The 17,751-nt window shown below is 69.5% G+C and carries 17 protein-coding genes and 1 pseudogene; 2 read left to right on the forward strand and 16 right to left on the reverse strand.

All coding sequences use genetic code 11. The annotated features are described in order from the left end of the window. Positions 1 to 27: 27 nt before the first annotated feature. The 11 genes and pseudogenes from AC5P1C_RS02040 to AC5P1C_RS02090 form a co-directional block, all read right to left on the reverse strand. Positions 28 to 2,574 carry an ATP-binding protein gene (locus AC5P1C_RS02040; RefSeq protein ID WP_493863883.1) on the reverse strand — a complete coding sequence of 849 codons (2,547 nt, stop codon included), beginning with the start codon at positions 2,572 to 2,574 and terminating at the stop codon, positions 28 to 30. Between the two features lie 175 nt (positions 2,575 to 2,749). Further along, positions 2,750 to 3,430, reverse strand: coding sequence for an ABC transporter ATP-binding protein (locus AC5P1C_RS02045; protein ID WP_493863884.1), 681 nt, complete (start codon positions 3,428 to 3,430; stop codon positions 2,750 to 2,752). A 75-nt stretch (positions 3,431 to 3,505) separates the two neighbouring features. Then, positions 3,506 to 4,732, reverse strand: coding sequence for an alginate lyase family protein (locus tag AC5P1C_RS02050; protein ID WP_493863885.1), 1,227 nt, complete (start codon positions 4,730 to 4,732; stop codon positions 3,506 to 3,508). Positions 4,733 to 5,058: 326 nt separating this feature from the next. Then, positions 5,059 to 5,166, reverse strand: a pseudogene (locus AC5P1C_RS02055) (ATP-binding cassette domain-containing protein); the annotation flags it as partial. A gap of 121 nt (positions 5,167 to 5,287) precedes the next feature. Next, on the reverse strand, positions 5,288 to 5,968 hold the full coding sequence (locus tag AC5P1C_RS02060; protein WP_493864029.1) for a potassium-transporting ATPase subunit C: 681 nt from the start codon (positions 5,966 to 5,968) through the stop codon (positions 5,288 to 5,290). A 24-nt stretch (positions 5,969 to 5,992) separates the two neighbouring features. Beyond that, positions 5,993 to 8,137 (reverse strand): potassium-transporting ATPase subunit KdpB, encoded by a 2,145-nt coding sequence (gene kdpB, locus AC5P1C_RS02065; RefSeq protein WP_493863886.1) that lies wholly within the window; start codon positions 8,135 to 8,137, stop codon positions 5,993 to 5,995. Next, positions 8,134 to 9,834 (reverse strand): potassium-transporting ATPase subunit KdpA, encoded by a 1,701-nt coding sequence (kdpA, locus tag AC5P1C_RS02070; protein WP_493863887.1) that lies wholly within the window; start codon positions 9,832 to 9,834, stop codon positions 8,134 to 8,136. Before kdpA ends, kdpB begins: the two co-directional genes overlap by 4 nt. Before the next feature lie 7 nt (positions 9,835 to 9,841). Further along, a complete protein-coding gene (gene kdpF / locus AC5P1C_RS02075; RefSeq protein WP_033264828.1) occupies positions 9,842 to 9,931 on the reverse strand; it encodes a K(+)-transporting ATPase subunit F in 90 nt (29 codons plus the stop codon). A 334-nt stretch (positions 9,932 to 10,265) separates the two neighbouring features. Next, entirely contained in the window at positions 10,266 to 11,039 is a 774-nt protein-coding gene (locus tag AC5P1C_RS02080) for a DUF3710 domain-containing protein (protein ID WP_493863888.1), read from the reverse strand. A 1-nt stretch (position 11,040) separates the two neighbouring features. After that, the gene (dut, locus tag AC5P1C_RS02085) at positions 11,041 to 11,577 is read right to left on the reverse strand and encodes a dUTP diphosphatase (protein WP_493863889.1); all 537 of its coding nucleotides are present in this window, start codon (positions 11,575 to 11,577) and stop codon (positions 11,041 to 11,043) included. Next, entirely contained in the window at positions 11,574 to 12,158 is a 585-nt protein-coding gene (locus tag AC5P1C_RS02090) for a PaaI family thioesterase (RefSeq protein WP_493863890.1), read from the reverse strand. Before AC5P1C_RS02090 ends, dut begins: the two co-directional genes overlap by 4 nt. 112 nt (positions 12,159 to 12,270) lie before the next feature. On the opposite strand from AC5P1C_RS02090, the gene AC5P1C_RS02095 reads away from it, so the two are divergent. Further along, positions 12,271 to 12,717, forward strand: coding sequence for a DUF3093 domain-containing protein (locus AC5P1C_RS02095; RefSeq protein ID WP_493863891.1), 447 nt, complete (start codon positions 12,271 to 12,273; stop codon positions 12,715 to 12,717). Between the two features lie 58 nt (positions 12,718 to 12,775). Here AC5P1C_RS02095 and AC5P1C_RS02100 read toward each other — a convergent pair whose 3' ends face one another. The 4 genes from AC5P1C_RS02100 to AC5P1C_RS02115 form a co-directional block, all read right to left on the reverse strand. Beyond that, a complete protein-coding gene (locus AC5P1C_RS02100; protein WP_493863892.1) occupies positions 12,776 to 13,705 on the reverse strand; it encodes a hypothetical protein in 930 nt (309 codons plus the stop codon). A gap of 13 nt (positions 13,706 to 13,718) precedes the next feature. After that, positions 13,719 to 14,015, reverse strand: a complete 297-nt coding sequence (locus tag AC5P1C_RS02105) for a DUF4193 domain-containing protein (RefSeq protein ID WP_055544889.1) — start codon at positions 14,013 to 14,015, stop codon at positions 13,719 to 13,721. A gap of 393 nt (positions 14,016 to 14,408) precedes the next feature. Continuing rightward, entirely contained in the window at positions 14,409 to 15,653 is a 1,245-nt protein-coding gene (locus AC5P1C_RS02110; RefSeq protein ID WP_493863893.1) for a sensor histidine kinase, read from the reverse strand. Positions 15,654 to 15,659: 6 nt separating this feature from the next. Continuing rightward, positions 15,660 to 16,313, reverse strand: a complete 654-nt coding sequence (locus AC5P1C_RS02115) for a response regulator transcription factor (RefSeq protein WP_135331070.1) — start codon at positions 16,311 to 16,313, stop codon at positions 15,660 to 15,662. A gap of 330 nt (positions 16,314 to 16,643) precedes the next feature. Between AC5P1C_RS02115 and AC5P1C_RS02120 the strand changes: the two genes are divergently transcribed. Further along, positions 16,644 to 16,817, forward strand: coding sequence for a hypothetical protein (locus AC5P1C_RS02120; protein WP_167357823.1), 174 nt, complete (start codon positions 16,644 to 16,646; stop codon positions 16,815 to 16,817). A gap of 111 nt (positions 16,818 to 16,928) precedes the next feature. Here the strand turns inward: AC5P1C_RS02120 and AC5P1C_RS02125 are convergent, their stop codons facing one another. Further along, a complete protein-coding gene (locus tag AC5P1C_RS02125) occupies positions 16,929 to 17,741 on the reverse strand; it encodes an inositol monophosphatase family protein (protein ID WP_493863894.1) in 813 nt (270 codons plus the stop codon). Positions 17,742 to 17,751 lie beyond the last annotated feature (10 nt).

The raw sequence follows: 17,751 nt of genomic DNA on the forward strand, positions 1-17,751 counted from the left end.
TCTGGTCGGTTCCGGCCATCTCGGTGGTCATGAGGTGGCCTGGGCGGAGAGGTCGGGCACGACCGGCGGTCCACCCGCCGCCGCCCGCAGGGTGAGGACCATGGTGAGGCCGCCCCCGGGGGTGTCCTCCGCCTCGATCGTGCCGCCCATGGACTCGACGAAGCCGCGTGCGACCGCGAGGCCCAGGCCGACGCCCGCGCCGCGCGGAGCGTCACCGTAGCGCTGGAACGGCTCGAAGATGCGGTCCTTGGCGGCGTCCGGGACACCGGGCCCGCGGTCCACGACGCGTAGTTCGACGCGGTCGCCGAGCGTGCTCGCGGAGACGAGGACGGGTTCGGCGCCGGGGCTGTACTTGACGGCGTTCTCGACGATGTTGGCGACCGCCCGCTCCAGGAGGCCCTTGTCGACGGTGACCATGGGCAGCGTCTCGGGGATGTCGAGGTCCGCGCTGCCGTCGGGGACACCGCCGAGCGCCATGGGGACGACCTCGTCCAGGTCGATCTCACGGATCAGCGGGGTGACGGTGCCGGTCTGCAGGCGTGACATGTCCAGGAGGTTGCCGACCAGGTGGTCCAGGCGGTCGGCGCCGTTCTCGATGCCTTCGAGGAGCTCGGCCTGGTCCTCCTCGGACCAGGAGACGTCGTCCGAGCGCAAGGACGAGACGGCGGCCTTGATACCGGCGAGCGGCGTACGCAGATCATGGCTGACGGCGGCGAGCAGCGCGGTGCGGATGCGGTTGCCCTCGGCGAGGGTGCGGGCCTGGTCGGCCTCGGACTTCAGCCGCTGGCGGTCCAGGACCACGGCGGCCTGGGCGGCGAACGCGGCGAGCACCCGGCGGTCCTCCGCGGGCAGGACCCGGCCGGACAGGGCGAGCGCCATGTGGTCGCCGACCGGCATGTCCACGTCCGCGTCCTCGGGACGTTCGAGCATGCGGCCGTTGCCGACCCGGCCCGCGCAGGTCCAGGGTGCGACGTCGCTCGCGCGCTCCAGGAGGGCCACGGAGTCCATGCTGAAGGTCTCCCGTACGCGTTCGAGGAGGGCGTCCAGGCTCGTCTCGCCGCGCAGCACGCTGCCCGCGAGGAAGGACAGTATCTCCGACTCGGCACGCAGCCGGGCGGCCTGGTGGGTGCGGCGGGCGGCGAGGTCCACCACGGAGGCCACGGAGATCGCGACGCCCACGAAGACGATGATCGCGACGATGTTCTTGGAGTCGGAGATCGTCCACAGGTGTTGCGGTGGCGCGAAGTAGTAGTTCAGGAGCAGCGAACCGGCCGCCGCGGACGCCAGGGCCGGCAGCAGACCGCCGAGCAGCGCGGCGGCGACCGTGAGCGTCAGGAACAGCAGCATGTCGTTGGCGAGACCGAGGTCCACGTCGACGTGGGTCAGGAGCAACGTCAGGAGCGCCGGGCCACCCACGCCCACGATCCAGCCCCAGATGCTCCGGGACCGCCCGAGCCGCGCCCCGCGGGCCACGGGCAGGCCGCGGCCCTTGGCGACCTCGCCGTGGGTGACGATGTGGACGTCGAGGTCGGGACCCGATTCGCGGGCTACCGTCGCGCCGACGCCGGGTCCGAAGATGTACTGCCAGGTCTTGCGGCGCGAGGAGCCGAGGACGATCTGGCTTGCGTTGACGCCGCGCGAGAAATCGAGCAGCGCCGCCGGTATGTCGTCGCCGATGACGTGGTGGAAGGTGCCGCCCAGGTCCTCCACCAGGGTGCGCTGGACCGCGAGTTCCTTGGGCGATGCCGCGGTCAGGCCGTCGCTGCGGGCGATGTAGACGGCGAGGATCTCGCTGCCGGAGCCCTTGGCGGCCATCCGCGACGCGCGGCGGATGAGCGTGCGTCCCTCGGGGCCGCCGGTGAGGCCGACGACGATGCGCTCGCGGGCCTGCCAGGTGGAGCGGATGCCGTGCTCGCCGCGGTACTGCTGGAGGTATTCGTCGACCCGGTCGGCGACCCAGAGCAGCGCGAGCTCGCGCAGGGCGGTGAGGTTGCCGGGCCGGAAGTAGTTGGACAGCGCCGCGTCGACCCGGTCGGACTTGTAGATGTTGCCGTGGGCCATGCGGCGGCGCAGCGCCTGGGGCGACATGTCGACGAGCTCGATCTGGTCCGCGCGCCGCACCACTTCGTCCGGCACGGTCTCGCGCTGGCGTACGCCGGTGATCGACTCGACGACGTCGCCGAGCGACTCCAGGTGCTGGATGTTCACGGTCGACACGACGTCGATGCCGGCGGCGAGGAGTTCCTCGACGTCCTGCCAGCGCTTGGCGTTGCGGGACCCGGGGACATTGGTGTGCGCCAGTTCGTCCACGAGGGCGACGACGGGCGCACGCTCCAGGACGGCGTCCACGTCCATCTCGGTGAAGAGGCTGCCGCGGTAGTCGAGGTCCTTGCGGGGCACCTGCTCCAGGCCGTGCAGCATCACCTCGGTGCGCGGTCGGTCGTGGTGCTCCACGAAGGCCACGACGCAGTCGGTGCCGCGCTCGATGCGGCGATGCGCCTCGGACAGCATCGCGTACGTCTTGCCGACGCCCGGTGCCGAACCGAGGTATATCCGAAGCTTGCCGCGTGCCATGGCCCCATTGTCTTCCCGAAACTGCTCTGTACGCAGCGTCGACCTTACGGCCAACAATTCCCGCATAACGGACGAAGGTGCCCCGGGGCACGCTCTTTGACGTAACCCTGATGTGGGAGTCCGGCGCGCCCTGCCGTCCCAGCCGTCCAGCCTTCCCCGCCGTCCCGGCGGGGGCTCAGCGCTCCACGATCGCGCCGTCGCTCAGCTCCAGGACCCGGTCGGCGAGGTCGAGCAGCGCCGCGTCGTGCGTGGCGACCAGGGCGGTGACGCCCTCGCCGCGGACGACGGCGCGCAGCAGCTCCATCACCGCGAGCCCGGTCTCGGCGTCCAGCTGTCCGGTGGGCTCGTCGGCGATGAGCAGGGAGGGCCTGTTGGCGAGCGCGCGGGCGATCGCCACGCGCTGCTGCTGTCCTCCGGAGAGCTCGCCGGGTCGCTGCTCGGCGTGGTCGGTGAGGCCGACGAGGGCGAGCAGCAGCGCGACGCGCTCCTCACGCTCGCGGGGGTCGGTCTTGCGCAGCCGCAGGGGCACGCCGACGTTCTCGGCGGCGGTGAGGATCGGGATGAGTCCGAAGGACTGGAAGATGAAGCCGACGCGGTCGCGGCGCAACTCCAGGAGGCCGCTCTCGCCGAGGCCCGCGAGCGCGAGACCCTCGACGGTGATCTTCCCCGTGTCCGGGGTGTCGAGCCCGCCGACGAGGTTGAGCAGGGTGGTCTTGCCGGACCCCGACCGCCCCTTCAGGGCGACGAGCTCACCGCGGGGGACGGCGAAGGAGACACCGCGCAGGGCGTGCACGGCGGACGCGCCGTTGCCGTACGTCCGGTGCAGGTCCTCGACGACGACCGCGCTCTCCGCCATGCCCACTCCCCCGTACGGTCCTGTTGGGCCGGGCGCCAGTATGGTCACCGGACGCCCGACCCAACAAGGTCCGGATCAGCTCGGGTTGTCCGCGTGGGTCAGGGTCTCCCAGGCGACGAACAGGTTGTTGGAAGCTGCCGGACGGTTCCTCTCGGTGAGCTTCTGGGTGTTGGTCATGGCGTGGCCGAGGCGGTTGTGGAGCGCGTTGTAGCCGACCTCGGTGACGGGCCCGAGGCCCCGGTGGACCGAGCCGCCGCAGAGCGAACTCGGCGGGGCCTCGCCCAGTTCGTACTTGGCCTGGAAGCCGAGGCCCTGGCGCAGCCGCTCGCCGACGTCCGTCTTGTAGAGGTCCTGGCCCTGGATGCGGCTGGTCTCGGCGACGTGGGAGATCGCGGAGAGCCCGTATCCGGTGTGGGTGAAGTCGCGGCACGTCTCCTGGGTGAGCCCGGTGGTGAAGGTGCCCTGTCCCTGCCAGTACTTGACGATCTTCGCGCGGGTGTCCAGGTTCTGGCTCGGCACGGTCTTGGGCAGATCGCCGTCGGAGGCGAGGTAGACGTACGCGGCGGTGCGCGTACGGAACTTCGCCATCGCCTTGTCGTACGACCCCTTGTCCTCGATGAAGACGGAGATGCCGATGGCGGCCTCCATCATCGACAGCTCCCAGTTGCCGTTGGAGTTGGAGCCGTTGATGATCTCGGGCAGGTAGACGTTGCGCAGCATGGTCGCGAAGCGGCCCGAGTTGCCCCAACTGCCGGTGTACGTGTGCTTGATGATCTCGGCGGCCTTGGGCCAGGACGATCCCGCCCAGCCGGTCTGGAGCGGGGCGTTGCTGTTGGTGTGGTCCTTGATCGTGCCGGACCAGGCGTCCATCAGCTCGATGGACTTCTTGGCGTAGCGGTCGTCACGGGTGACGTACCAGGCGAGCGCCGTGGTGTACGCGGCTATCGCGTCCTCGCGCTCTTCGGTGCACCCGTGGTTGGGGTCCGAGTAGGAGCCGCACTCGACGACCGCGCGGGGCTTGGGCGTGCGGGACAGGGAGGCGTACTTGCTCCCCATCATCTGGTCGTAGGCGCCCTTCCAGGGCTGGGCGCCCGCGTTGACCTTCTCCCTGGTGTAGTCCAACTGTCCGCGGGAGACGGTGACTCCGGGGTGCACGAAGGTGCTCGGCGCGGCGTCGGCGCGCTCGGTGCCGGGCCAGGCGAGGAGGGTGGCGACCAGGGCGGTCACCACGGTGGCGAGCGTCGCGAGGACTGCCGTGCGGGGTCTGCGGTGGTGGCGCACGGGTGTGGGGGTGTCAGCCATGCGAAGGGCCATCCATTCTCGTATGTGAACTTCAAGTGTCTTTCTGAACATGCGCGTTGGCCCGAGACCATAGGTACGGACCATGCTTCCGTCAAGGCATGAAGTGAGAGGTGCCGTGCACGGGAAATCACGGGACGACAGCGCTCCTGCTCACGGGCCGGGCGGGGCCTCGTCCGGCCCCTCGCCCCAGACGCCGATGTGGCCCGGCTCCTGCGTGAGCCGCACACACCGGCACAGCCCATAGCGCTCTACGTAGTCGCACGGCAGCTGCAATCGCCCCGCCCGGTCCAGAACCGTGAACTCCTCCCCGTTGGCGGAGGCGACCGCCGACCCGCACCCGCCCCCGCGGTCGGCGGATCGAGCCCCGAGAGGATCGGCAGGAGGGTGGACTTGCCGGATCCGGACGCGCCCACCAGAGCCACGCACTCCCCTTCCCCGCGTGACCGGCACAACATGGACGTACGCGAATGTGGCCCGCAATGCTCCGATCAGAATGACCGAGTCACTGCGGGCCACAGCCGAACCACCGTAAACTTGAACGGAGTTGATCCAGCGTCAGCTCTTCGCGGCAGCCAGTTCCCTCAACGCGACATTGAGCTCGAGGACGTTCACCCGGGGCTCCCCCACGAAGCCGAGGATCCGCCCGTCGACGTGCTCGTCGACCAGCTTCTCGACCTTGTTCACGTCGAGCTTGTTCTTCTCGGCCACTCGGTGCGCCTGCAACTCCGCGTACTCCGGGGAGATGTGCGGGTCCAGGCCCGAGCCCGATGAGGTGACGGCCTCGGCCGGCACGTCCGAGGGCTTGACCTTGAAGTCGGCCGTGGAGTTGTCCTTGACCACGGCGGCCTTGGCGGCCTTGACGTTCGCGATCAGGTCCGCGTTGTCGCCGGACAGGTTCGTCGCACCCGACAGGATCAGGTCGTACTGGGTGTTCACGCCCGAATCCTGGTTGGAGCCGAGGCCGTTGGACGGCCGGGGCTGGAACCACTTCAGGTCCGGGTCCGGGGTCTCCTGGCCCTTCTTCAGCGGCAGGTCGTACCGCTGCCCTATGAGCTCGGAGCCGACGACCTTGCCGTCGACCCTCACCTCGGAGCCGTTGGCCTTGTCGTTGAACAGGCCCTGGGCTATCCCGGTGACGGCCAGCGGATAGATGACACCGCAGATCACGGTCAGTACGAGCAGGGCACGCAGGCCCGCTCCCAACAACCGCGCCGTGCTTCCAACGGAGTTGTTCATGACGATCAGCACGCTTTCAGGAAACTACAGCCCGGGAATGAGGGAGATGATCAGGTCGATGATCTTGATGCCGATGAACGGGGCGACGAGGCCGCCGAGCCCATAGATGCCGAGGTTGCGCCGCAGCATCCTGTCCGCGCTCATCGGCCGGTACCGCACGCCCTTGAGGGCCAGCGGCACGAGCGCGACGATGATCAGCGCGTTGAAGATGACGGCCGACAGGATGGCCGACTCCGGGGACGACAGGTTCATGATGTTGAGCTTGTCGAGACCGGGATAGACCACGGCGAACATGGCGGGGATGATCGCGAAGTACTTCGCGACGTCGTTGGCGATCGAGAAGGTCGTCAACGCGCCCCGGGTGATCAGGAGTTGCTTGCCGATCTCGACGATCTCGATGAGTTTGGTCGGGTTGGAGTCCAGGTCCACCATGTTCCCGGCCTCCTTGGCGGCCGAGGTTCCGGTGTTCATGGCCACGCCCACGTCCGCCTGGGCCAGGGCGGGCGCGTCGTTCGTGCCGTCACCGGTCATCGCGACGAGCTTGCCACCGGCCTGCTCCCGCTTGATCAGCGCCATCTTGTCCTCGGGCGTGGCCTCGGCGAGGAAGTCGTCCACGCCCGCCTCGTCCGCGATCGCCTTGGCGGTCAGCGGGTTGTCACCCGTGATCATGACCGTCTTGATGCCCATGCGCCGCAGCTCGTCGAACCGCTCCCGCATGCCCTCCTTGACGACGTCCTTCAGGTGGATGACGCCGAGTACCCGCGCGCCCTTCTCGTCCTCCGCCGCGACGAGGAGCGGTGTGCCACCGGCCTGCGAGATCGTGTCGGTCAGGGCCTGGGCGTCCTCGGAGACGGTGCCGCCGTTCTCGGTGACCCAGGCGACGACCGAACCGGTCGCGCCCTTGCGCACCTTGCGCCCGGTGCCGTTCTGGACGAGGTCGACACCCGACATCCGCGTCTGCGCGGTGAAGGCGACCCACTCGGCGCCCTCCAACTCCCCCTGGTGGCGCTCGCGGAGCCCGTACTTCTCCTTCGCCAGTACGACGATGGAGCGGCCCTCGGGCGTCTCGTCGGCCAGCGAAGAGAGTTGGGCGACGTCCGCGAGCTCGGCCTCGGTCGTCCCGCGCACCGGCACGAACTCGGCGGCCTGGCGGTTGCCCAGCGTGATCGTGCCCGTCTTGTCGAGCAGCAGCGTCGAGACGTCGCCCGCGGCTTCGACTGCCCGCCCGGACATGGCCAGTACGTTGCGCTGGACGAGGCGGTCCATGCCCGCGATGCCGATCGCGGAGAGCAGCGCGCCGATGGTCGTCGGGATCAGGCAGACCAGGAGCGCGGCGAGCACGATCATGGACTGCTCGGCACCGGCGTACACGGCGAACGGCTGGAGCGTGACGACGGCGAGCAGGAAGACGATGGTGAGGGACGCGAGGAGGATGTTGAGCGCGATCTCGTTGGGCGTCTTCTGCCGGGCCGCGCCCTCGACCAGGTTGATCATGCGGTCGATGAACGTCTCGCCGGGCTTCGTCGTGATCTTGATGACGATGCGGTCGGAGAGGACCTTCGTGCCGCCGGTGACGGCTGAACGGTCACCGCCCGACTCCCGGATGACCGGGGCCGATTCACCGGTGATCGCCGACTCGTCGACGCTCGCGACACCGTCCACGACGTCGCCGTCGCCGGGGATCACGTCGCCCGCCTCACAGACGACCAGGTCGCCGATGCGCAGCTCGGTGCCGGGCACCTGCTCCTCGATCGTGCCGTTGAGGCGGCGGGCGACCGTGTCGGTCTTGGCCTTGCGCAGGGTGTCCGCCTGGGCCTTGCCGCGGCCCTCCGCCACCGCCTCCGCCAGGTTGGCGAAGATCGTGGTCAGCCAGAGCCAGACCGCGATCGCCCAGCCGAACCAGTCCCCCGGGTCCTTGACCGCGAGGACCGTGGTGACCACCGAGCCGACGAGCACCACGAACATGACGGGAGACTTGACCATCACCCGCGGGTCGAGCTTCTTCACCGCGTCCGGGAAGGACTTGAGAAGCTGCTTGGGGTCGAACAGACCCCCGCCGACACGGCCGCTGTCCTTGTGCCCGCCGGGCAGGTCCTGGTGCGGCGCACGGGTGGGAGTGGCGGTGGACATGGAGCCGGGCTCCTCTGGCTTCTTGATGTCGGTGGTCATGACGCCAGCCCCTCGGCGAGCGGCCCGAGGGCCAGCGCGGGGAAGTAGGTCAGACCGGTGATGATCATGATGGTGCCGACCAACAGCCCCGTGAAGAGCGGCTTCTCGGTACGCAGCGTGCCCGCGGTCGCCGGGATCGGCTTCTGCTCGGCCAGCGAACCCGCGAGGGCCAGGACGAACACCATCGGCAGGAACCGGCCGAGCAGCATCGCGAGCCCGATCGTGGTGTTGAACCAGTTCGTGTCCGCGCTCAGGCCGGCGAAGGCCGAACCGTTGTTGTTGGCGCCCGACGTGAAGGCGTAGAGGATCTCGGAGAAGCCGTGCGCCCCGGAGTTGAGCATTGAGTCCTTGGGCGTGGGCAGCGCCATCGACACCGCCGTGAAGCCGAGCACCAGGGCCGGGGTGACCAGGATGTAGCAGGCCGCCAGCTTGATCTCGCGGGTGCCGATCTTCTTGCCCAGGTACTCCGGCGTACGGCCCACCATCAGGCCGGCGATGAACACCGCGATGATGGCCATGATCAACATGCCGTACAGACCCGACCCGGTACCACCCGGCGCGATCTCGCCCAGTTGCATGCCCAGCATCGTGATTCCGCCACCGAACCCGGTGTACGAGGAGTGGAAGGAGTTGACCGCACCGGTCGAGGTAAGGGTGGTGGCCACCGCGAAGATCGACGAACCGGCGATCCCGAACCGCGTCTCCTTGCCCTCCATCGCGCCGCCCGCGGCGTCGAACGCCGGACCGCCGTGGTGGAACTCGGTCCACATCATCAGGGCGGTGAACCCGACCCAGATCGTCACCATCGTGGCGAGGATCGCGTATCCCTGCCGCACGCTGCCGACCATGCGGCCGAAGGTGCGGGTCAGGGCGAACGGAATCACCAGGATCAGGAAGATCTCGAACAGGTTGGACAGGCCGTTGGGGTTCTCGAAGGGGTGGGCGGCGTTGGCGTTGAAGTAGCCGCCTCCGTTGGTGCCCAGCTCCTTGATGACCTCCTGGGAGGCCACCGCCCCGCCGTTCCACTGCTGGCTGCCGCCCAGGAACTGGCCGACCCCGTGGATCCCGGAGAAGTTCTGGATCGCGCCACAGGCCACGAGGACGAGCGCGCCGATCACCGAGATCGGGATCAGGATGCGTACGACACCACGCACCAGGTCGGACCAGAAGTTCCCCAACTCCCCCGTGCGGATGGGGGTCCCCCCGCTCGAGCGAAGCCGAGAGTGGGGGAGGGCGAAGCCCCGCACCAGGGCCACCGCGACGGCGATGCCCACGGCCGCGGAGACGAAGTTCTGCACCGCAAGGCCGCCGGTCTGCACGACGTGGCCCATGGCCTGCTCGCCGTAGTACGACTGCCAGTTGGTGTTCGCCGCGAAGGACGCGGCGGTGTTGAACGCCTGGTCCGGATCGATCGACTTGAAGCCGAGCGACCCGGGCAGCGAGCCCTGGAGCCGCTGCAGCAGGTACAGGAACAGCACGCTCATGGCGGAGAAGGCGAGCACCCCGCGCAGATAGGCGGGCCAGCGCATCTCGGCGTTCGGATTGGCGCCTATGCCCTTGTAGATCCACTTCTCCACGCGCAGATGCTTCTCGGAGGAGTAGACCTTGGCCATGTAGTCGCCCAGCGGACGGTATGCCAGGGCCAGCGCGACGATCAGCGCCAGGAACTGGAGCACACCAGCAAGAACAGGACTCATGTCGTACTCAGAACCTCTCCGGGAACACGAGAGCGAGGACGAGATAGCCCAGCAGGGCGACGGCCACGACGAGACCGACGATGTTCTCGGCAGTCACAGCTTCGCCACCCCCTTGGCGATGAACGCCACCAGCGCGAATACCGCGATCGTGGTGACGACGAAGGCCACGTCGGCCATCGTGTGCTCCTAGATGAGATGCGATTGATCTGACGTCTTGAGCAAACCCCCTCCGTGGCTGGATTCGACCGCCGTTGACGGCTCCCTTACGTCCGTCGGCACTCCATTGACGGCTCTCTTACGGCTGCTTGCGCTTTCCCGCCCTCACCTGCAAAAACGCCGGTGGGCCGCACTCCCGTCGGGGAGTACGGCCCACCGGCCTCTACTTCGTGATCAGGGCGCCCGGAGGCGCCTCAGCACGTCGGGGCGCGTGCCTAACGCACCTCGGTGATCTCGGGGCCCCGCTGGAGCTGGCCCATGCCGCCGGAGAAGCGCGAGCCCTCCTGCTGCTCCTGCTGGACAGCGCCCTCGGCGACCATCTGCGCGTCGTCCGGCAGCTTCAGGACGATCGGGTCGCGGGGCGCCATCGGGCCGTCGCCGCGCACGATGACGGTGTCCCGGAAGATCTGCTCGAGCAGCCCCGCGGCCTGCGGCTGCACCGCGCCCTGGCCGGAGATGACCCCGCGCAGGAACCACCGCGGACCGTCGACACCGATGAAGCGCACGACTTGCACCCCGCCCGTGCCGTCCGGCAACTGCACCGGCACCTGCGCGCGCAGCTCCCAGCCGAGGGGGCCCTCGACCTCGTCGATGACACCGCCCTGCTGCGTGATGCCGGAGGCGATCTCCTCGCGGACCTCGCCCCAGATGCCCTGCTTCTTGGGGGCGGCGAAGCCCTGGAGCTGGATGGCGCTGTCCTGGAGGACGACCGTCGCCGCGACGATCGCGTCACCCGCGACCTCCACCCGCAGCTCCATGCCCTCGACACCCGGTACGAAGAGGCCGCCCAGGTCCACCCGGCCCTCGCCGGGCTCCCGGACCTCGGAGACATCCCAGGGGCCGTCGGGGCGGGGCTCGGGCTCGAGCCTCACGCGCGACTGCGCCGCGGCCGTGTCGTCGCTGTCGGCGGCGTCACGGTCCTCGACGACCTGCTCGGCCTCGCCCGCCGCGTCCTCGGCGGCACTGTCCTTCTTGCGACGTCCGAACACGTCACTGTCCTTCCCGGTCAGATACGACCGATGCGTATCGATTCCCACCCGTTTGTTCACCCGAGCCGACGCCCACAGCGGCATGGCCGCCGGTGGACCCGAAGCCCCCCTCGGCCCGCGCCGAGTCGGGAAGCTCCGCCACCTCGCGGAAGCGCACCTTCTCGACCTGCTGGACGACCAGTTGGGCAATCCGGTCGAAGCGCTCGAACCGCACGCGTTCGCGCGGGTCGAGATTCACCACGATCACCTTGATCTCTCCACGGTACCCGGCATCCACCGTCCCTGGGGCATTCACCAGAGCGACACCGCAGCGGGCGGCGAGACCGGATCGCGGGTGCACGAAGGCCGCGTACCCCTCAGGCAGCGCGATAGACACCCCGGTGGGCAGCACCGCCCGCTCACCCGGGGCCAGTTCGCGCGCTTCGGTGGTCCGCAGATCCGCTCCGGCGTCACCGGGCTGCGCGTACGACGGCAGCGGTACCTCGGAGTCGACGCGACGGATCAGGACGTCGAGCTCCGGACGGGATGCGGGGGTCACGGGTTCACCTCGAAAGCGCGGGCACGGCGGAGCTGGTCCGGGTCGTCCATGGCGGCCCGGATCTCCTCCGGGCGGCCGTTCTCGACGAAGTGGTCGACCTTGACCTCGATGAAGAGGGCCTTGGCACGGACGGCGACGGGCCCGTCGGGGCCGCCGATCCGCCCGGTGGCCCGGGAGTAGATCTTCCGCCCCGCCACGGCGGTCACCTCGGCCTCGAGGAAGAGCACGGTGCCCAGCGGCACGGGCAGCGCGAAGTCGGTCTCGAGCCGCCCGGTCACGGCGATCACCCGCAGCAGCCAGTTCAGCGAGCCGAGCGTCTCGTCGAGCGCCGTGGCGAGCACTCCGCCGTGGGCGAGACCCGGCGCGCCCTGGTGGGCCTCCCGGACGGTGAACTCGGCGGTGACGCCCACGCCTTCACCGGCGTACGCCGCGAGGTGCAGCCCATGGGCCTGTCCTCCGCCGCAGCCGAAACAGTGCTCGTAATGGGCTCCGATGAGCTCGCCGGGGGCGGGCGCGTCGGGGTGGCGGACGGGCGCTATTGCGTCGGCCGGGGGCGTCAGAGCTGCTGAAGTACCACTCACAGCCGCAGACCTTACCCGCCCACCCGTCTCCCACCGCCGCCCTGCCTGACAGCGCTGCGCGCTGACTGCCCCCAGCCCCAGCGACTCAGCTCATCGTGCCAAGCTTGCTTACATGCAGCCTTACGAAGAACGCCTGACGGCGCCCCGTTCCTGGTGGCTTGTCTCGGTCCTGGTCGGCGTCGCGATGGCGCTGATCATGCTCCCCTTCGGCACCCTGCCGCTGCTCGGCGGCCTGGTCGCGGGGACGGCGGTCGCCGCGGTCGTCACCAGTGCGTACGGCTCCCCGCGGATCCGCGTGGTGGCCGACTCGTTCGTCGTGGGCGACGCGAAGATCCCGGTCTCCGCCCTGGGCGAGCCGGTGGTCCTGGACGCGGAAGGGGCGCGCGCCTGGCGCGGCCCGAAGGCCGACCCGCGCGCCTTCATGCTGCTGCGCGCCTACATCCCCACGGCACTGCGCGTGGAGATCACGGACCCGCAGGACCCGACCCCGTACGTGTACGTGTCGACGCGGGACCCCGAGGCGCTCGCGGCGGCGCTGACCGCGGTACGGGCTTCTTAGGGACTGCTGCTCGCTTCTTGGGGACTGCTGCTCGGGGACGTGCGGCGAGCCTGCCGCGTCAGTGCCCCAGCTCCTTCGGCGGCGTGCCGCGGCGCAGCGGGTCGAGGGGCTTCACGGGCTGCTCAAGGGGCGGCAGCTCTGGCAGGGCGTCCCAGGGCACCTGCGACCTCCGCAGGTCCGCACGGACCCGCTCAGCGAGCTTCTTGGTGTCCCGGCGGTTCATGACGGCCCCGACCGCCGCGCCCACCATGAAGGGCATCAGGTTCGGGAGGTTCCGCACCATGCGCTTCATGATCTGCTGGCGCAGCTCGCGCTTCATCTGGCCGCCGAGCGCGGCGTTGATCGACGCGGGCTTCACGACGTCGATGCCGCGCTCCTCGGTCCACGCGGTGAGGTAGGCGGAGCTGCGCTCCTTGAGGTTGCCCGGCGGACGCCGGCCGTAGACCTCGTGGAGTTCGGCGATCAGCTTCAGCTCAATGGCCGCGACGCCGGTGATCTCGGCGGCCATCTCCGCGGGCATCGCGGGCGGCACGGGCATCATCGCGGCGGCGCCGACTCCGGCACCGACGGTCGATGTCGCGTTGGCCGCGCCGGAGATGAGTTTGTCCGCGAGCCGCTCGGGGTCCAGGCCCGGGAACTGCTTGCGGAGGGTGGCCAGGTCGCGGATCGGGACGCGCGGGGCGTTCTCGATGATCCGGTCGGCGAGGTAGCCGATCCCGGCCTTGGCGCTGCGTCCGCTCATGCGTACGCCCGCCCTGACTCCGTCCGTGACGGCGGCAACGCGGCCCTTGGACCCGCTGGTCCCAGGCGCTGTGCCGGCCGCCGTCTCGTCGTGCGCCACCTCCAGGGCGTTCGCTGGTCCGAGCGAGGCTGTTCCTGTGGGGGAAGAGCCCCGCTCGTCGTCACGCACGCCGTCGGGGGCGACGCTTCCTTGGTCCGCTCCGCGCTTGCGGAAGCGGCGCTTCCTCGGCGGGGTCGAGCCTGTCACGGCCGACCCTGCCCTAGTCGCAGTCGCGGCAGATCGGCTGGCCGTTCTTCTCCCTGGCCAGCTGGCTGCGGTGGTGCACCAGGAAGCAGCTCATGCAGGTGAACTCGTCCTGCTGCTTCGGGAGCACCCGAACGGCGAGCTCCTCGTTCGAAAGGTCCGCGCCGGGCAGCTCAAGGCCCTCTGCGGCCTCGAACTCGTCGACGTCTACGGCCGAGGTCGACTTGTCGTTCCGCCGCGCCTTGAGTTCCTCGATGCTGTCCTCGTTGACGTCATCGTCGGTCTTGCGTGGGGTGTCGTAGTCCGTTGCCATGTCGCTCTCCCCCTCTGGGTGTCTGCGGTGTCTCAGCGCACGTAACGCGTGAGAGGCCGGACTTGTGCCCGACCTGAGGCGGAGATTTTGCCTCACATCAAGGTCTGTTACTCAATCGACACCCAACCGCACCCCTGAAGAGGTGATCGGTTTGGATGGCGATCGGGACCGTACACGGTCCGAATGTCGCACTTCACAGGTGCCACCCCGTGTACTTCCCGTGATCAAGACCCCTGAAAACCCGGATTTTCCCGGCTTTCCGACGACTTTCACGATCACGGAGAGTAGATGGCCGAAAATTCGCCCCTGTGATCGATCGCACACGGAATCTCCAGGAACAGGTCCAGAAAATTCCGCGCAAAGCGAACACGTCGGCGCGTCCGCGGCAGCATCTCAGAGAGGAAGGGTGACTCGCATCACGAGCCCTCCCCCCTCGCGCGGCTCCGCGATGATACGGCCCCCGTGGGCCCGCGCCACCGACCGGGCGATCGACAGGCCGAGTCCCACGCCCTTGTCGCTGCCCGTGCGCTCGGTCCGCAGCCGCCGGAACGGCTCGAAGAGGTTGTCGATCTCGTACGCGGGCACCACGGGGCCCGTGTTCGACACCACGAGGACCGCCTGGCCGTGCTGGGCCTCCGTGGTGACCTCGACCCAGCCCTCGTCCGGGACGTTGTACCTCACGGCGTTCTGGACGAGGTTCAGGGCGATGCGCTCCAGGAGGACGCCGTTGCCCTGGACGACCGCCGGGCCACGCTCCCCTCGGATCTCCACGCCCTTCGCGTCGGCCTCGGACCGCACCTGGTCGACGGCGCGGTCGGCGACCTCGGCGAGGTCGACCGGCTTGCGCTCCACGATCTGGTTGTCGCTGCGGGCGAGCAGCAGCAGGCCCTCCACGAGCTGCTCACTGCGTTCGTTCGTGGCGAGCAGCGTCTTGCCGAGTTGCTGGAGCTCGGGGGGCGCCGCCGGGTCGGAGAGCTGCACCTCGAGCAGCGTGCGGTTGATCGCGAGCGGTGTGCGCAGTTCGTGCGAGGCGTTCCCGACGAACCGCTGCTGGGCGGTGAAGGCCCGCTCCAGGCGGTCGAGCATCTCGTCGAAGGTGTCGGAGAGCTCCTTCAACTCGTCGTCCGGACCGTCCAGTTCGATGCGCCGGGACAGGTCCGTGCCGGCCACCCTGCGCGCGGTGCGTGTGATGCGGCCGAGCGGCGACAGGACGCGGCCCGCCATCGCGTAGCCGAAGGCGAAGGCGATCACCGCGAGCCCGAGGAGGGCGAGCAGTGAGCGGCTCAGGAGGTTGTCCAGAGCGTTCTGGCGCATCTTGTTGACGCACTCGTTCAGTGCGGAGTTGAGCTGATCCGCGGGGATCTGGGTCCCGGTCGGCAGGTTGTGGCAGGTCTTGCTGCTCACCGTGGACCCGCCCTCGATGGCGAACGGCAGGTCGGTCCCCACGTTCAGGGCCTGCGCGGCGAGCAGATAGATGATCGAGAGCAGCAAGATGCCCGCGATCAGGAACATCCCGCCGTAGAGCAGAGTGAGCCGTATGCGGATCGTGGGGCGCAGCCACGGGAAGGGCACTTCGGCCTTCCGGGGGTCCCAGGTGGGTTTCGGAGGCGCTGCTGGTGGCGCCGGGGTCGCGGCCACCGGGGATCAGATCCGGTAACCGGAGCCGGGCACCGTCACGATGACGGCGGGCTCGCCGAGCTTCCGCCGCAGGGTCATGACGGTCACCCGGACCACGTTCGTGAACGGGTCGGTGTTCTCGTCCCAGGCCTTCTCCAGGAGCTGCTCGGCGGAGACGACGGCGCCCTCGCTGCGCAGCAGCACTTCGAGGACGGCGAACTCCTTGGGGGCGAGCTGGATCTCCTTGCCGTCCCGGAAGATCTCCCGGCGGTTCGGGTCGAGCTTGATCCCAGCGCGCTCCAGGACGGGCGGAAGCGGCACGCTCGTACGCCGGCCCAGGGCACGCACGCGTGCCGTGAGCTCGCTGAACGCGAAGGGCTTGGGCAGATAGTCGTCGGCGCCGATCTCCAGGCCCTCGACGCGGTCGCTGACGTCGCCCGACGCGGTGAGCATCAGGACGCGGGTCGGCATGCCGAGCTCGACGATCTTGCGGCAGACGTCGTCGCCGTGCACGAGCGGGAGGTCCCGGTCGAGCACCACGACGTCGTAGTCGTTGACCCCGATACGTTCCAGGGCGGCCGCTCCGTCATACACGACGTCGACGGCCATGGCCTCCCGGCGTAGTCCGGTGGCCACCGCATCGGCGAGCAGTTGCTCGTCCTCGACGACGAGTACGCGCACGGCGCTGTCCTTCCTCTGTGCCCCTGCGGGCAGGTCTGTTCGTGGGGTGTGGCCTCCATCCTGCCCCTTTCGGCCATAAACCGGCTGTAAGGCGGGGGGTCCCGGCCGTCGCAAGGCGGTGCCCCGGACGGGAATGCGGGATTTTCTCCGACGGTTGAGGTTTCCGTGGAAGGGAGCCCGGGGAGGACGACCTCACACCCGCGATCACGCTTTGTATGTGGCGCGCCACAACCCGCTTCTCCAGGGCGGGCGGCTTGAGACGTGATCGCCCCTTCCTTGAGGGCACACCCCCGTGCCATCGACCCACGACCCAGCCGAGGGGGCGCAACCATGGACGCTTTTACCGCAGGACTGCTGCAGCGCATAAAGGCCACGGAGTCCGACCTCACGAAGGCCCGTGAGACGGGCGACGACTTCCTTGCCGAGGTCGAGCAGGCGGAGCTGGAAGATCTCCACCGGCTGGCCGCCGAGCACGGGGTGGAGGTCGGCGCGCTGCACGCCTGATCCATCTCGCCGGCAGAACCGGCGGAAGGGCCCCGGCATCCGTGGACGAGATGCCGGGGCCCTTCTGTGTGCGCATGCGTGCGTGTGGTCCGTGCGGGACCGCACGGTTGATCAGTCGTGCCAGGCGCCGAGCGTCTCCAGGCGGCCCTGCAGGTCCTCGAAGAGGCCGGGCGGGGCCGCGACGGTCAACTCGCCCGTGGGGGCATCGCCGGGACGTCCGCCGGTCAGCGCGCCCGCCTCACGGGCGACGAGGTCACCGGCCGCGAAGTCCCACGGGTTGAGGCCGCGCTCGTAGTACGCGTCCAGGCGGCCGAGCGCGACATCGCACAGGTCGATCGCCGCCGAGCCGCCGCGGCGGATGTCCCTGACCAGCGGGATCAGCTGCCGGACCACCTCGGCCTGCTGGGCGCGGCGCTGGGCCACGTACCCGAATCCGGTGCCGACGAGGGCCTGTTCGAACGGGGGCGCGGGTCGGGTGTGCGCGGGCTTGTCGTTGACGAAGGCGCCCTCTCCGAGGACCGCGCGGTAGGTCTCGCGGCGCATGGGGGCGTGCACCACGCCGACGAGCGTCTCGCCGTCCTTGCGGGCGGCGATGGACACGGACCAATCGGGGCGTCCGTAGAGGTAGTTGACGGTGCCGTCGATGGGGTCGATCACCCACTGGACGCCGCTGCTGCCCTCGGAGCTCGCGCCCTCCTCGCCGAGCACGCCGTCCTGTGGCCTGCGCTCGGCGAGGAAGTCGGTGATCAGCTTCTCGGAGGCGATGTCCATCTCGGTGACGACGTCGACCGCGCTGGTCTTCGTGGCGGCCACGCCCAGGTCGTCCGGGCGTCCGTCGCGCAGGAAGGCTCCGGCGCGGTGCGCGGCCTCCAGGGCGACGCCGAGGAGTTCGGCCTTGAGCTGCTGGTCTGCGGGGTCGGTCACGGTGCTCCTG

The organism is Streptomyces sp. A18, from assembly GCF_059026065.1.